The 16,412-nt window shown below is 33.9% G+C and carries 15 protein-coding genes and 1 pseudogene; 9 read left to right on the top strand and 7 right to left on the bottom strand.

Annotated features, from left to right (window positions below; all coding sequences use genetic code 11):
* Positions 1-68: 68 nt before the first annotated feature.
* The 3 genes from alaS to recA form a co-directional block, all read right to left on the bottom strand.
* Complete coding sequence (gene alaS / locus ACYIAL_RS10085; protein ID WP_174795840.1) at positions 69-2,702, bottom strand: alanine--tRNA ligase; 2,634 nt, start codon at positions 2,700-2,702, stop codon at positions 69-71.
* A 204-nt stretch (positions 2,703-2,906) separates the two neighbouring features.
* The gene (locus ACYIAL_RS10080) at positions 2,907-3,413 is read right to left on the bottom strand and encodes a regulatory protein RecX (protein WP_174795841.1); all 507 of its coding nucleotides are present in this window, start codon (positions 3,411-3,413) and stop codon (positions 2,907-2,909) included.
* The gene (recA, locus tag ACYIAL_RS10075; protein WP_174795842.1) at positions 3,406-4,452 is read right to left on the bottom strand and encodes a recombinase RecA; all 1,047 of its coding nucleotides are present in this window, start codon (positions 4,450-4,452) and stop codon (positions 3,406-3,408) included. The genes ACYIAL_RS10080 and recA overlap by 8 nt, the downstream gene beginning before the upstream one ends.
* 535 nt (positions 4,453-4,987) lie before the next feature.
* Here recA and ACYIAL_RS10070 point away from each other — a divergent pair.
* The 3 genes from ACYIAL_RS10070 to ACYIAL_RS10060 are packed head-to-tail and all read left to right on the top strand — an operon-like array spanning position 4,988 to position 8,469.
* Entirely contained in the window at positions 4,988-6,232 is a 1,245-nt protein-coding gene (locus ACYIAL_RS10070) for a PqiA/YebS family transporter subunit (RefSeq protein WP_174795843.1), read from the top strand.
* 15 nt (positions 6,233-6,247) lie between these two features.
* Entirely contained in the window at positions 6,248-7,885 is a 1,638-nt protein-coding gene (pqiB, locus tag ACYIAL_RS10065; RefSeq protein WP_174795844.1) for an intermembrane transport protein PqiB, read from the top strand.
* Positions 7,885-8,469 (top strand): PqiC family protein, encoded by a 585-nt coding sequence (locus ACYIAL_RS10060; protein ID WP_174795845.1) that lies wholly within the window; start codon positions 7,885-7,887, stop codon positions 8,467-8,469. Before pqiB ends, ACYIAL_RS10060 begins: the two co-directional genes overlap by 1 nt.
* A 44-nt stretch (positions 8,470-8,513) precedes the next feature.
* Here ACYIAL_RS10060 and pabB read toward each other — a convergent pair whose 3' ends face one another.
* The 3 genes from pabB to ACYIAL_RS10045 all read right to left on the bottom strand — a co-directional run bounded on the left by pabB (position 8,514) and on the right by ACYIAL_RS10045 (position 11,805).
* Positions 8,514-10,268: an aminodeoxychorismate synthase component I gene (gene pabB, locus ACYIAL_RS10055; RefSeq protein ID WP_174795846.1), complete on the bottom strand. Its 1,755-nt coding sequence runs from the start codon at positions 10,266-10,268 to the stop codon at positions 8,514-8,516.
* A gap of 1 nt (position 10,269) precedes the next feature.
* A complete protein-coding gene (locus tag ACYIAL_RS10050) occupies positions 10,270-10,845 on the bottom strand; it encodes an anthranilate synthase component II (RefSeq protein ID WP_483747189.1) in 576 nt (191 codons plus the stop codon).
* A gap of 363 nt (positions 10,846-11,208) precedes the next feature.
* Complete coding sequence (locus ACYIAL_RS10045) at positions 11,209-11,805, bottom strand: CHAP domain-containing protein (RefSeq protein WP_174795848.1); 597 nt, start codon at positions 11,803-11,805, stop codon at positions 11,209-11,211.
* 268 nt (positions 11,806-12,073) lie between these two features.
* Between ACYIAL_RS10045 and yccX the strand changes: the two genes are divergently transcribed.
* The 5 genes from yccX (at position 12,074) to ACYIAL_RS10020 (ending at position 15,685) form a co-directional block, all read left to right on the top strand.
* Positions 12,074-12,352: an acylphosphatase gene (gene yccX, locus ACYIAL_RS10040; RefSeq protein WP_174795849.1), complete on the top strand. Its 279-nt coding sequence runs from the start codon at positions 12,074-12,076 to the stop codon at positions 12,350-12,352.
* Positions 12,353-12,433: 81 nt separating this feature from the next.
* Positions 12,434-12,997, top strand: a complete 564-nt coding sequence (lptC, locus tag ACYIAL_RS10035) for an LPS export ABC transporter periplasmic protein LptC (RefSeq protein ID WP_174795850.1) — start codon at positions 12,434-12,436, stop codon at positions 12,995-12,997.
* A gap of 3 nt (positions 12,998-13,000) precedes the next feature.
* Positions 13,001-13,543, top strand: coding sequence for a lipopolysaccharide transport periplasmic protein LptA (lptA, locus tag ACYIAL_RS10030; RefSeq protein WP_174795851.1), 543 nt, complete (start codon positions 13,001-13,003; stop codon positions 13,541-13,543).
* 1 nt (position 13,544) lies between these two features.
* Positions 13,545-14,270: an LPS export ABC transporter ATP-binding protein gene (gene lptB / locus ACYIAL_RS10025; protein ID WP_174795852.1), complete on the top strand. Its 726-nt coding sequence runs from the start codon at positions 13,545-13,547 to the stop codon at positions 14,268-14,270.
* Entirely contained in the window at positions 14,270-15,685 is a 1,416-nt protein-coding gene (locus tag ACYIAL_RS10020; RefSeq protein WP_483751614.1) for an RNA polymerase factor sigma-54, read from the top strand. Before lptB ends, ACYIAL_RS10020 begins: the two co-directional genes overlap by 1 nt.
* Before the next feature lie 30 nt (positions 15,686-15,715).
* Here ACYIAL_RS10020 and ACYIAL_RS10015 read toward each other — a convergent pair.
* Positions 15,716-16,156: pseudogene (locus tag ACYIAL_RS10015) on the bottom strand (class I SAM-dependent methyltransferase); the annotation flags it as partial.
* Between the two features lie 75 nt (positions 16,157-16,231).
* On the opposite strand from ACYIAL_RS10015, the gene ACYIAL_RS10010 reads away from it, so the two are divergent.
* A partial coding sequence (locus tag ACYIAL_RS10010; RefSeq protein WP_255306853.1) for a transposase occupies positions 16,232-16,412 on the top strand: 181 nt, incomplete at its 3' end.

Raw genomic sequence — 16,412 nt, 5'->3', positions numbered from 1 at the left:
TAAGATAGAAAGACGGAATTTTACAGAAAAACTCTAATATTTAATTAAAAATATTTGAGTAAATCTGGCTAACTTGCTTGTAATTTATTACTGATTTCTTTTTTCACAGAAGATAACGCTTCTGGTAACGCCGAGAGATCCATTCCACCTGCTTGAGCGAAATCAGGTCGCCCACCACCTTTACCACCTACTTTTAGTGCTAACTGCGAAACTAATTCTCCAGCCTTGATAATACTGACTAAATCATTAGTAACACCAGCTGCTAAATTGATTTTACTATCATTAACGGCAGCTAAAATGATGACGCCTGTTTTTAATTGATTTTTAAGATCATCAATCATCGTACGCAGTACTTTTGCTTCGACGTTATCAAGTTTAGCGATGAGTAAATTTTTATTATTGATTTTTTCACATTGATTAAGCAATTGAGCACTCTCCTGAGTCGCTTTCTGCGCTTTTAATTGCTCAATTGTTCTCTCAAGTAGCTTAGTTTGATCAAGCAATTGCTCAATACGTGCTAAAACCGCGGATTTGTCACTTTTAACAGCTTGTCCAATTTGAGCTAATAAATTGGACTCATGGTGTATCAAATCCATTGCATTTTGCCCTGACGTTGCTTCAATACGGCGAACACCAGAGGCTATACTTGATTCAGATATTATTTTAAATAAACCAATATCACCAGTTCTATCTACGTGAGTGCCGCCACAAAGTTCAATTGAAAAATCACCCATTGTTAAAACTCTAACAATATCTTCATATTTTTCACCAAATAAAGCCATTGCACCTTTATTTTTTGCCTTATCAATTGACATTAACTCAATATCTACAGGTAAATTGCGACGAATTTGTTGATTAACTAAGTTCTCTATTTCAATAATTTGTTCTGACGTAATGGCTTGATTATGTGAAAAGTCAAAACGCAAATAGCTGTCATTAACTAAAGACCCTTTTTGATGAACATGGTTACCTAAAACACGTTGCAAGGCGGCTTGTAATAAATGTGTAGCAGAATGATTACGACGAATACGTTCTCGTAGCTCTACATCAATAGCTGCAGTGATATTATCGCCAATTTTTAAAGAACCTTTAATGATTTTTCCTAAATGACCAATGCTTTTACCATATTTTTGGGTATCAAAAATGCTAAATTCAAGATTCGCTGCTGTTAATAAGCCTTTATCACCAATTTGACCACCTGACTCTCCATAAAATGGTGTTTTATCTAAAATGACGATAGCTTCATCACCAGCGCTAATACTTTCAACTTTCTGTCCATTTTTAAATATAGCAATAACTTTTCCTGAGGATTCTGTTGCTTGATAGCCTAAAAACTCAGTTTTATCATCAAGTTTAATAACATTGCTATAATCGACATTAAATGAGCTTGATTCGCGGGCTCGTTTTCTTTGTTCTTCCATACATTGATTAAAGCCAGCTTCATCAATACTAATATTTTTTTCACGACATACATCAGCGGTTAGATCTAGCGGGAAGCCGTAAGTATCATAAAGTTTAAATGCAATATCGCCAGGCAATACTTCACCTGTTAGTTTAGCTAATTCTTGATCGAGTAAAAATAACCCGCGTTCCAAGGTCTTTAAAAATTGTTCTTCTTCAATTTTGAGTGCGTCTTCGACTAATTTTTGATTAGTTTCTAGTTCAACCGCTGCGCTCCCCATCACATCAATTAATGGTTTAACAAGCTTATAGAAGAAAATATCTTTTGCACCAAGCATATGCCCATGGCGCACAGCACGTCGAATAATTCGGCGTAATACATAACCTCGACCTTCATTTGAAGGTAATACCCCATCCGAAATTAGAAAAGCACAAGAACGAATATGGTCAGCAATAACGCGCAAAGATTTACTTTCTAAATCTTTAGTTTGAATAACATTGGCTGCATCATTAATTAATTTTTTGAACAGATCTATTTCATAATTAGAATTAACATGTTGTAATACGGCCGCAATACGTTCTAGCCCCATACCGGTATCGACAGACGGTTTAGGTAATGGCTCCATTGTGCCGTCAGGATGGCGATTAAATTGCATAAAGACAATGTTCCAAATTTCGATAAACCGGTCACCATCTTCTTCAGCGCTACCAGGAGGTCCGCCCCAAATATGATCACCATGATCATAAAAAATTTCGGTACAAGGACCGCAAGGACCAGTATCGCCCATCTGCCAAAAGTTATCAGAAGCATATGGGGCACCTTTATTATCACCAATACGAATTATGCGTTCTTTAGGTATACCGATCTCTTTTTCCCAGATTGCATAGGCTTCGTCATCTGTCTCATAAACGGTGACGGTTAACCTATCTTTTGGGAGATTAAACCATTCTTTACTGGTCAATAATTCCCATGCAAAATGTATTGCATCATGCTTAAAATAGTCGCCGAAACTAAAATTTCCTAACATTTCAAAAAAAGTATGATGTCGGGCTGTGTAGCCAACATTATCTAAATCATTATGTTTACCACCAGCACGCACGCAACGTTGTGATGTCGTTGCTCTACTATAAGAACGCTTATCAATACCAAGAAATACATCTTTAAATTGATTCATTCCGGCATTAGTAAATAACAGTGTTGGATCATTGTGTGGAACAAGGGAACTACTTGTGACAACTTCATGTCCTTTGCCACGGAAAAAGTCAAGAAAACTTTGACGAATTTCTGCAGTACTTTTCATTTATGCTTCCATATAAAACGATAGATTTTCAAACATAGTAATATACCCGCTACAGCTAAAGTTGAAAAGTAAATATTCTTCTATTGATGCGGATCTAGTTAATATTACAAGTAAATTAAGGAAAAAATAAAAAAGAATTAGTGAGCTTTATTTGTAATTGTTTTTTCTAAATTGTATATATTATATTCTAAATATTATAATTATTTAAGTCAATAAATCTTGTACAGCTTTAATATCATCTTGTGTATAACCTCGTGATATTAAAAATTGCATACACTTTTGTTTTTTATTATTATTTTTATGGTTAATTTGTTTTAGCTTTTTTAGTAATTGCTGATGCGCAAGATCTTCCCAGTTGATATTAGCCATTTGCAATAGCTGTCGACTTAAATCAACGGATAAACCGCGTTGTTTAAGTTCCATTGCAATTTTATATTTTCCGTAGCCTTTATTTGCGCGCATAACAATATATTTTTCAATATATTGCTCATCATTAATCCAATTTTTATTAATACAATACTCAATAACATCTTGTATTTCAATTTTTAGTTTGGCTAATTGGCTTTGAGATTCTTCATCTGTACTCTGTTGTTTCTTTGCAAAAAAAAATGTTATTTTTTGGCTTAGCTCATACGAAGAGTGATCGCGCTGTGCAAGTAACTGCACAGCTTTATTTAGGATTAATTTATTGAGTTTTTTCTCATTATTCAATGCTTTCATCCTCAGATGAAATATTTTCGTCATCAGCCGTAAAAACTGCTGGGCTATTAAGTAATAAATCACGTAGTTTAGTTTCAAGTTCTTTAGCGATTTCTGGACGTTCCTGAAAAAACTTAATTGAGTTAGCTTTACCTTGCCCCACTTTTTCGCCATTGTAGCTATACCATGCGCCAGCTTTATCGACTAATTTATGTTTAACTCCTAAGTCAATTAATTCACCCTCTTTAGAAATACCGCAACCATAAAGAATTTGAAATTCGGCTTGTCTAAAAGGTGCTGCAACTTTATTTTTAACTACTTTTACACGTGTATCACTACCAATAACATCTTCGCCTTCCTTTACTGAGCCTGTACGGCGAATGTCTAAACGTACTGATGCATAGAATTTAAGTGCATTACCACCGGTTGTTGTTTCGGGATTACCAAACATAACACCAATCTTCATTCGAATTTGGTTAATAAATACAACTAAGCAATTTGCATTTTTGATATTTGCGGTAAGCTTACGTAATGCTTGTGACATTAAACGGGCTTGTAATCCCATATGTGAATCGCCCATTTCACCTTCAATTTCTGCTTTTGGTGTTAAAGCAGCAACCGAGTCGACAATAATAACATCAACTGCACCAGAGCGAACTAAGGCATCACAAATTTCAAGCGCTTGTTCTCCTGTATCGGGTTGAGAAATTAATAAATCATCGACTTGCACGCCTAATTTTGCAGCATAAATTGGATCAAGTGCATGTTCAGCATCAATAAATGCGCAAGTTTTACCTTCTTTTTGTGCTTGCGCGATAACAGATAAAGTAAGTGTAGTTTTACCTGATGATTCTGGTCCAAAAATTTCAACGATTCTGCCCATTGGTAAGCCGCCGATACCTAATGCAATATCTAGCCCTAAAGAACCAGTAGATACCGCATCCACATCTAACGTTTGGGTATCGCCTAAACGCATAATTGAACCTTTACCAAATTGTTTTTCTATTTGACTTAATGCAGCTGAAAGTGCGCGTTGTTTGTTTTCGTTCATATTATAAAATTCCAATGAGTTAGGATATGGATATACATTATACTGTATTGTTATACAGTATCAAGTTTTTTTTATACAGAAAAATTATTTAGTTAATTATGGGAACTTCTTCACAATTTTTTATAAATAATCCATTTAGTATAATAATTGAAACTAACAGATGGTGATGAAATAATGATATTCAAGATTAACTTTATTGGATTATTTTGTTAATTATTATAATTATAATATTTAATGGCTTTTAGACTAATGATGATAGTTTAAGTACATATAAAAGTCGTCATGCATTTGAGTTAGATTGTTATAAAAAAATCTGATCATAATCAAATTTTACTAATTTAATTTAGTAATGCTTTCATAAAAAATTGCCATTTGATATGATTAGCTGTGAAGAAGGTTTGACCAATTTTTATTTATTGAAATAGTGATTTCTTAAGCAATTGTTTGAAATAATTCAATAGTTTTTATTCGTAAACGTTATGCTAATCTGAAATATTTTTACAGACATAAAATATATATCAAATAAAGGGAAATAATGGCCATTGATAAACAACATTATGTTTTATGCTCACACTGTGATTTGGTCATAGAATTATCTAATATAACCATAGGGCATAAAGCTGTTTGCCCTCGTTGTAATACGACCTTAGCTAAAAATAATAGTAATATGAAGTTTAGCGCAGCTATGTATGCAGTTTGTTCATTAATTATGATTATTGTAGCCTGTGGCTTTATCTTTATTGATATTCGTATTGTGGGCAATTTTATTGGTATTAGCGTAATAGATATCCCTAAAACCCTTTTTTTTGATAAATATAGCTATATTTCAGCGCTTTTTATCTTATTTGTTTTGTTTTTTCCTATATTAAATTTATCAATTATCGTTTTGCTCTGTTCTAAACTACGATTAACAAAGTACCGTAAACGAGATTTGCTTATTTTTTATGAAAAGTTTCAGCATTGGTGTATGCCCGAAATTTTTCTTACAGGAATTTTGGTGAGTTTTGTTAAATTAATGAGTTATGGCAGTATTGGTGTGACTGGCACATTTTGGGCGTTCTGTCTATTTGTCTTTTTTTATATAAAATCTTTAGTGATTTTTTCGCCAGAAACAATCTGGAATGAAATTCATCGTAGTAATTTTGCTACCGATACACTAAAAGTCGGTAAAACTGGCATGTGTCAAAATTTAAAACTTTGCAAATGCTGTCAGGCTATATTGCCAGTGCATTATGTAAAATGTCCGAGGTGTAAACAAAAAAGCAAAATCAGAGATCTTGATAAAATACAATGGACTCTGGCCTTATTGGTTACTTCATTAATTCTTTACATTCCCGCTAATTTATTTGGAATTATGATAACCGTTGTTTTCGGATCGTCATCAACATCGACTATTATGGATGGTGTCATTTATATGTGGCAGGCCGGTGATATACCTGTTGCACTTGTCATTTTTATTGCGAGTGTTGTTATTCCAATCTTAAAGATCATTTCACTCAGTTGGCTTTGTTATTTTGCACTAGCAGTAAAACGAAAAAATAAACATAATTGCTTAAAAATGAAAAAATTGTACACTGCAGTTGAGTTTATTGGTAAATGGTCAATGATTGATATATTTGTGGTTGCTGTTATTTGTTCTTTGGTTAGAAATCAGCAAATGATGGGCGTTTACCCAGATATTGGTGTTACATTTTTTGCAACTGTCGTTATTATCACGATGATTGCATCACAAAAATTTGATCCTCGGTTAATTTGGGATCGTCGGCAAAAAAGAAAATAGATTAATAGGAACAATATGGCAACATCAAGTAAATTAGCAAAAATAATTAGAATTAGAGCTATTTCAGCTATATGGATTATTCCCATTGTGACTGCAATTGTGGGGCTTTGGATAATCTATGCTCATTTTGCCGATAGAGGCACCTCGTTCACATTACTTGCAAAAGACGCAAGTGGCATTATTGCTGGAAAAACAGTAATTAAAAACCGCAGCGTTGATGTAGGTATAGTTGACGAAGTGACTTTATCTGATGACTACAAACAAGTGGTAATAAAAGGTCGTATTTATAATGATATGGATCCGTTACTAAAAAATGACTCGATTTTTTGGGTTGTTAAGCCTGAAATTGGCCGTGATGGGGTGACTGGGTTAGGGACTATTTTATCGGGTGTTTATATAGAATTAGCTGCTGGAAACGATACACATAGTTTTCAACATAAACCGTTCGTGCTTTCGGATGCTCCACCCTTGTCTGATCCAAGCATTAAAGGAATTCGCCTAAATTTAGAAAGTGAGCAAAATGGTGTGATTCCTCGTGGTGCTTCTATCATGTTTCATGGCTATCGTGTAGGTAATGTTGAGACTTCAGAATTTGATGTTGAATCACGTAAAATGAAATATCAAATTTTTATAACTAAACCTTATGATGTACTAGTAACACAAAATGTTCGTTTTTGGAAAGAAGGAGGGATCAATTTAACACTATCATCTCGGGGGGCTAGTCTCGATGTACCTTCTTTAGATGTGTTAATGTCTGGAGGGATTAGTTTTGATTTACCTGAAGGTTCCAAATTAGGTGCACCTGCTGAACAAAATGCAGTTTATAAACTATATGAAGATAAAAAATCTATCCAAGACTCGCAGTATACCGAATATAAAGAGTTTCTTATTATGCTCTCTGACTCAATATCTGGATTAACCGAAGGTGTGCCCGTTGAATATCATGGTATTAGGCTAGGCACAGTATCTAAAGTGCCATTTTACACTGCTGAAATGCTAGAAAAATCGTCAATTTTAAATAAAAAAGTGCCGATATTAATCAGGATTGAACCCGATCGTTTATCTGAACTGGTTGATGAAAAGATCGACATTGCCGCATTAATTATGAAAGAGCAAAAAAATGGATTAAGAGCTTCGTTAAAAACCTTGAACATGTTCACAGGTGCACTATATATAGATCTTGATTTTTATCCTGACTTAAAAAATCAATATGATCCTAAACTAGCGAAACAGTTTGGTTACAACACTATTGAGGCAACTTCGACAGGAATTGCGCAAATTCAAGCAAAAATTATGCAGTTACTTGATAACTTTAATAATTTACCACTTAACAATACCTTATCACAGTTCAACCAATCATTAGCTTCAAGCGAACGATTAATGAAATCATTAAATCAGATTATGGCGAGTAAGGAAATGCAAAATATGCCAAAAGATCTGCAAAAGACATTACGTTCATTAAATGAAACAATGAAAGGCTTACAACCGGGTTCTGAGCTCAACAATCAAATGAAAGAGAGTTTACAAAAAGTGCAACAAATGATGGACGAACTCACTCCATTACTCAATACGCTTAATGATAAAAGTAATGCATTGATTTTTTCTGCGCCAGCGAAAAAAGATCAAGAACCTCAAGCAAAAGGTAAAAAATAATGAACAGAATATATAAAAAACTGCTTATAGTCGTATTTATGCCATTATTTGCTATATTAGTGGGTTGCTCAGCTAGCATCCCGAGTAAAAGTTATTTTCAACTCACTAGCAATTCACAGATTCCTGTATCGCAAAATATGAAAACCACGAATCAATTTATTTGGATTGAGTCAGTTGATGTGGCGAGTTTTTTAAATAAACCGGGTATTGTATTACAAACTGATAATATTAAATATGAAACAGCAATCAACCATTTATGGGTATCAACGTTATCTCAGCAGCTTCAAGACCGATTAACGCAGGATTTAACGGCTATGTTACCTAATTATTTAGTATCCAGTAAGTCAATTACAACACCAACACTAACGGTAAAATTATTTATAGATAGCTTTCATGGCAGTTATACGGGGGATGCGATAATTAAAGGCCGATGGGTTGTTACTGACCGTAAAAATAATATTGAAAGCAAACCATTTGAGCGCCATATTCCTTTAGCAACCAATGGCTATGATGCTTTAGTTAAAGCGCTATCGAAAGGATGGCAAGATGAAGAACTAGACTTTGCAAACTCAATAAAACATTAGTGTTACACTGATATTCTGTCAGCGTGCTGACGGAATGTCTAAACTTAAATGGCAATAGATCTTAGTGACAATTTGAATTGACTAAAGACCTTATCATCGATTTCCACCCATTTGCGAACACTATTGATAAAAGCGATTTTATCAGCATTTACCAGATCATCTTTTAAAATCGTTTTTTCTAACAATTGATTGTGATCCAAATAAAATTGCCGCATAGTGCCGGCTAATAATCCTGATTCTTTTTTAGGTGTCACCCATTCATCATTAATCAGTAACGCGAGATTACCATTAACAAATTCAGTAATCTCATTGTGTTGATTAAAATTAATATATTCTTTTCCTACAGTTAAATCAGGGAAGTGCTCACGATTGGAAGTTTTATGATATAAATACACATTTTGAGTATTAACACATTGTGTTGCCAGATGAATTTCATTAATTTTCATTGGGTTATTAATTATATCTTGGTTAATGGAATAGTGCCCATCTTTTTGCTGTAAGATTCTCACTTTATAAAGGTTGTTAGGCATGGAATTTGCTAACTTAATGAGTTGCATCTTAATTGCATGAATGTCACAGTTAAAATCAAAATAATTAGCTGATTGAGCAAGTCTGCTTAAATGTTCATCTAATAATAAAAATTGCCCTTTTTCAAGCAACAATGATTCAATAATATATTTTGGGGTAGAAATAGTGCGATTCAAAATGGCTGTTTTCGCTAAGATCTCACTATATTCGTCTTGAGATGTTGAATCCCAAGTGATCCCACCACCAACACCATAGCGCATCTGTTGATTGTGTATGGTTAATGTACGAATTGGGATATTAAATATAGCTTTATTCATATAGGGCTCAATATAACCAATTGTTCCACAGTAAACACCCCGTGGTGAGTTTTCAATATCTACGATAATTTGCATAGTACTGGTTTTTGGGGCACCGGTAATTGAGCCACAAGGGAATAGGGCTTGAAAAATTTGATATAAACTGACATTTTCCTTCATTTCAGCTTGAATCGTTGACGTCAATTGCCAAACGGTTGGATATTTTTCCGCTGAAAATAATTTAGGCACCGTTACTGTTCCCGGTTTTGCAATGCGACTTAAATCATTACGCAACAAATCAACAATCATCATGTTTTCAGCTTGATTTTTTTCAGAAAATAACAACTCTAATTGTCGTTTATCTTGTTGATTATTTAAGCCGCGTGCGGTTGTTCCTTTCATTGGTTTTGTCGTAATAATGTTATTGTCTAACTTAAAGAATAATTCGGGTGAAATCGATAAAATATGATAATCGTCAAACTCAAGATAAGCACAATAATCTGCCTGATTGTTTTTTTGTAGAAAGTGGTAATAATCAATAGCGCTTTCATTAAATGGTGCGGTAAATTGGATAGTATAGTTGGTTTGATAAGTATTGCCTGATTCAATTTGTGATCGAATAAAGTCAATTTTTTGATTATATTCATCTCTTGATGTATCGCTTATTAAATCAAAGCTTGGCGGTGTATAATCATTTAGTTCTACTTGTTCAACGATAGAATAATGATCAAAAATACCAAATAACAATAGTGGCAAACCTTGATGGACCTCATCATTATGTTTTGTTTTATTTTCGCTATTTAACCCCGTTGCGCTTTCATAAGCGAGATATCCAACCGCGTAAAAACCTTGTTGCGTAAATTTTTCGATTAAATCGAATTGCTGTTTAATTGTTGAGTAATCATTCGATCTTAAAATGGCGATAGGATTGCAAAAATATTTATGCTGACCTTCAAAATCTATATAAATTTTCATATTAAGATTGCTCATGGACAAAATTATTAATCATTTGTAAGCCTGATTCGGTTTTTATCGCTTCAGGGTGGAATTGAACTGACTCAATGGGTAACGTTTTATGACGTAATCCCATAATCAAGCCTTGATTGTTTCGAGCAGTTACAATTAGGTGAGAATTTTTTTGTGAAAAATTATCACATGCAATTAATGAGTGATAGCGAACCACTGAAAGCGGGTTTTTGATTCCTTTAAATATCCCCTGACCATCATGTGTTATTTCATCAACTTTACCGTGCATCGGTGTTGGTGCTTTGGCAATGCGGTAACCATAATATTGTGCAATGGCTTGATGTCCTAAACAAATTCCCAATATCGGGCAAATATGAGCAAATTCGGCAATAATAGCAAGTGATATTCCTGCATTAATTGGTGCCCCTGGGCCAGGGGAAATGATAATTTTAGAAAAGGCGAGTTCTTTTACTTGTTCCATTGTCAGTTCGTCGTTTTTGATGACTTTAACTTCTGCGCCAACTTGGCATAAATAATCGTTAATATTAAATGTAAAAGAATCATAATTATCTATTAATAATATCAAAATACAGTCCATTAATTACAAAGCATATTGATTTAAAAACTGGTAACTGTAACAGTTAAAATCCAGTCGTAACACGATTTATTATACCGTTAATACACTTAAAAGAAGAAATTATTGTGGTTTTGCCCTTTTTTATCTCTTTTTTATACTTAAACACTACCTTTTCTGAAACTTTTTTACAAAATAAACACGATATAAAAAAACAGCTAAACTGAAAACTATTTTAGAGACAATAAAAATAGTATCCAAGTAGTAGAATGAATGGTTTGTTGATTAGTATCTATTAAAGCACTCGATTGTTCTTTTTTTATGTTGTGAATAATTATGTTGCTTATCTTTTTATAACCCGATTTATTTGGACAGCTATTGTTTTTTACGCAAATAACCTAAAGCGCCAGCAATCTCTATTGTCCATATTCCATTTTTAAGAATTAAAGGAAACGTTGCTCTACTGCTAGCATTGGGTCCTGGATTTTGTTGCACAATTTCAATTTCGGTGTCAGTTACTTTACTGATAATAGCAACATGCCCATAGCTAGACCAATTAAGAACAATAATATCATCAACTTGTGGTTTAGTGGGTGATCCATTATGAAATTGTAGTAAATTGCGTTGGCGATTGATCTTTCCATCAGCAATTGATGGGTCAAAAAAATCTTTAGCATGGCCATAGCTATTTGGCATTTTATGATTAAAACGCTGATAATAATAACGTTTAATAAACTCAACACATTGATATTTTTGGCCTAAGTTATAGCCGTCTTTCGCGATATTTCTTCCACTCACGTTATAGATGCTACCATTATAATAGACTTTCACTCCATTAAATTCATCAACGACCTTGCCAATTTTTTGTTTATCAATACCAACATTGGCAAAAGTACATGAACAAAGTGTATAGTAGCTTAATATTGATAATAGCCAAAATAAGAACAGGCTTTTTTTATAGTTCAATACCATTTTTTATATCCATTGTTTTTATAATCTGTTATTAATTCTAATGGTTATTCTATTAAAAAAACAAAATAAATAAAATCGAATCGAGTAATAACAACTTTATAGTAATATTATTACGTTATCTTATATGACACTTACTAGTGTGGTATTTATATTTTTTGGATAAATTAGTGCCTGATGATGGTGAATGATTATTCACTGCTTACAATCTGAATAATCCTATTCATCATTACGATAACTATGTTTGAGTTAGTAATAGCGGGGTTGTAGGATGATTAAGAAAGTTAAAATAAATGTGAGTGGTCGAGTGCAAGGCGTTGGATTTCGTTTTTTTACTTATCAGCAAGCCCAAAAGCTGGGATTAGTTGGTTATGTTCGCAATTTAGAAAATGGTGATGTTGAAATTATTGCTCAAGGTGACGACTTACAAATAGCCAAATTAAAAAAATGGATTGAAAATGGTGGTCCTGCCTCGTCGCGTATTTCACATATAAATATTTGTGAATTATTGCCACAAAACGACTTAACTTCTTTTAATGTTCGATATTAATTTAATAAAAAATAAAGTAAAATAATTAAAATTTTGGACATTCGAAATAATAATTTCTAATTAATGTGAATAACGTATGTTATGAATAAAAAAAATCTAATCTGTTTTTTACTGCTCATTGTTGTTATCGGTGTTTATTATAATTATCAAAAAGAAGATGCGGCAGTAAGCCAATCTACTCAAGATGCATCAGATAAACCGATTTATCAAAGTGATGACATGTTAACAGATATTTACGACTTATCAGGGGAACTTGTTTATAAAATTGAGTCGAGTAATGTTAGGCATTACGATAATTCAGGTAATACTGAATTCGATTTGCCCAATTTTACGATTTATGATCAACAAAATATAGCTATATGGCATATTAAGGCAAAGCAAGCGACGCTAACGAGTGATAAACTTTTGTATCTTTATCATGATGTGCAATTAGATAATTTGACACAAGAATCTCAATTAAAACAAGTCAAAACAGATAATGCGGTGGTAGATTTAACTTCACAGCTAGTTACATCCAAAGATCCTGTCATCATTAATGGGGTGGGATTTTATTCAACCGGTATTGGTTTAGCAGGCGATTTGCGTGCAAAAAAGGCTAACATACTTGAAAATGTAAAAACATATTATAACACTGAGGCAAAATAAAACATGAGTTCGCTAAAACAAGTTGTTTGTTCATTAATTTTATTGCTACCTATTTCTTTAAGTAGTTTTGCAAATGGGCAGACTAAGCAACCTGCAGATCCCAAAATGTTTGCCGATAATAAACCCATTGCAATTGATGCCGATAATCAACAGATTGATATTGAAAATAATACTATTACATTTATTGGCAATGTGGTCATTGTGCAAGAAGGATTAACCATAAAAGCGGATAAAGTGGTTGTCACTGAAATGCAAAACACAGAAAAACAAAAAATTACAGCTTATGGTAATCCAGTGAATTATAAACAAATTTTGCCTAAAAACAATAAGATTGTCACAGGGCAATCTTCACAAGTGATTTACAATGTAAAACAAAATAATATTGTGTTACAAGGTAATGCTGAGTTATTTCAACAAGATAATCATATTGTAAGTGAAATGATTATTTATGATGTCAAAAAACAGCAAATATTTGCGCAGCCAGGTAAGAATAGGCGAGTTAAGAGCACTATCATCCCAAACCAAGTTAAAGAGATGAGCAAATAAAATGTCAATTTTAAAAGCGGAAAATCTAGCTAAAGTATACAAAAAACGCCGTGTAGTTGAAGATGTCAGTTTAACCGTTAATTCTGGCGAAATCGTTGGGTTATTAGGACCAAATGGCGCAGGTAAAACCACCACTTTTTACATGGTGGTTGGTATTGTGACCTTAAATGCGGGTAAAATTTATCTTGATGATCATGACATCAGCATTTTACCCTTACACGAGCGTGCACAAAAAGGCATCGGTTATTTACCGCAAGAGGCCTCTATTTTTAGAAAATTGTCTGTTATTGATAACATTATGGCAATTTTAGAAACGCGAAAAGATATTGATAAAAATGAAAAAATTAACCGCGCCGAAGAGTTACTTGAAGAGTTCCATATTACACATATTCGTGACAGTATAGGGCAATCTTTATCCGGTGGTGAAAGACGCCGAGTTGAAATTGCTCGCGCGTTAGCTGCTAACCCTAAATTTATTCTGCTTGATGAACCTTTTGCGGGCGTCGATCCGATTTCTGTGATAGATATCAAAAGTATTATTAAACATCTACGTGATCGAGGACTAGGCGTATTAATAACCGATCATAATGTCCGTGAAACATTAGATGTTTGTGAGCGGGCTTATATTGTTAATAAAGGACATTTAATTGCTGAAGGTACACCGACCAGTATTTTAAATAACGAAGATGTAAAACGTGTCTACTTAGGAAATGAATTTAGGTTATGATGAAACCCAGTTTACAACTGAAAGTCTCGCAACAGCTTTCGATGACACCACAATTACAATTGGCGATTCGATTGCTACAGTTGTCAACTTTAGAGCTTCAACAAGAGATTCAAACCGAGCTTGAAAATAACCCATTGCTTGAAGTGGCTGATCAATATCACGAAATTGATGTTGAACAAAATGTTAAAGATGAGAATATCGATACGCGTGAAGCCTTAGATAGCCGAGAAATACCCGAAGATATTCCATTAGATGCCTCATTAGATGATATCTATACTGCTGGAACCCCCTCTGGCACTCACTCTGATTATCGTAATGATGAATTGCCTATCTACCAAGGTGAAACTCACGAAACGTTACATGATTATTTAAGATGGCAACTTGAATTAACGCCTTTTAGTGATACTGACAAGGCGATAGCGGTATCGATTATTGAAGCGATTGATGAGCGAGGCTATCTAACGGTTTCATTAGATGAAATTTTGGAAGAGCAGGGTAATGACGAGATTGAATTGAACGAAGTTGAAACTGTTTTAAAGCGTATTTGGCATTTTGATCCAATTGGCGTGGGTGCCAGATCGTTACAAGAGTGTTTGTCTATTCAAATTCAACATTTAACTTATCCACTGCTGGTTAAACAAATTATTGATAACTACTTAGATTTATTGGCGACTCGAGATTATAGAACATTAAAAAAAGTATTAAACGCAAGCGATGAACAGTTAAAAGAAGCAGTCAATTTTATTCAACATTTACAACCTTATCCTGGCGATTCAGTCAATACTACACCGCCAGATTATGTGATCCCTGATGTTTTAGTAAAAAAAGTGAATGGAAACTGGATTGTTGATCTGAATAATGACACTATGCCGCGCTTACGCATTAATCAGCAATATGCTGCAATGGAAAAGATAGCAAATGAAAGTGATAGTCAGTATATTCGATCACATTTGCAAAATGCGAATTGGTTTATTAAAAGTATTGAAAATCGTAATGAAACATTACTTAAAGTAAGTCAATTTATTGTTGAGCATCAGCAAGCATTTTTTGAACACGGTACTGAATACATGAAACCAATGATTTTGTCTGATGTTGCAACGGCAATTGATATGCATGAATCAACGATTTCCCGTGTGACAACACAGAAATATTTACAATGCCCTACAGGAATATTTGAGTTAAAATTCTTTTTTTCTAGTCATGTAAACACAGAATCAGGTGGCGAAGCTTCGTCGACAGCTATTCGCGCTTTAATTAAAAAATATATATTGGCAGAAGACAGCAAAAAGCCATTAAGTGATAGTAAATTGGTCGCAATCCTTGAAGAGCAGGGTATTATGATCGCCCGTCGAACCGTAGCAAAATACCGTGAAGCCTTATCAATTCCTCCATCAAGCCAACGTAAACAGCTTTAAATTTAAAGCCGTTTATGACAACGGATCATTTTAGATGACTTTTTCAGTTGCAATAATCATCATATCCGTAGTAAAAGAACCATCTGCTTGAAGTTCAAAATAATTTTTTGTATCGTCAGCTGCCGTTTCTTGGTAAGTTCGTATTGCTTCAATTAACTTTTCAGGAGTACGCATTCGTTTAACCCATGTATCAAAAGAGAGTGTTAAACGGTGGCGAGTTATATTATTAATGACAAAACCTGCTTCAGTTAAAAAGGTTAACCACTCACCGGGGGTATAGTCGCGAACGTGTGATGTGTCACGCAAGGCTTCAACAGTTTGTAGCCAAATATCTAATACAGGGTGACCAGGTGAAACAACATCCATAATAATTAATTTACCACCAGGTTTAGTTATGCGATGGAGCTGTCGAATACCTTTGCCCACATCATGCCAGTGATGTGCTGAATAACGGCTGACAACAATATCAAATTTGTAACTATCCCCTAAAATAGTACAGCAAAAAAGTAGAAAATTCTCTATGATAAAAGTAAAGGGGATTTAATTATGAAAAAAATGACTGAACATCAAATCGTCGCTATTTTAAAAGAAGCTGAAGCTGGTATTCCTGTCAAGGAACTCTGTCGTAAATATGGCATGGGGAATTCAACTTTCTATAAATGGCGGGAAAAATACGGCGGAATGGAAACTTCGGACATCAAACGCTTAAAGGAGCTGGAGGCCGAAA

Source organism: Gilliamella sp. X-57 (genome assembly GCF_057063565.1).
This window is presented reverse-complemented; position numbering and strand designations above follow the sequence as displayed.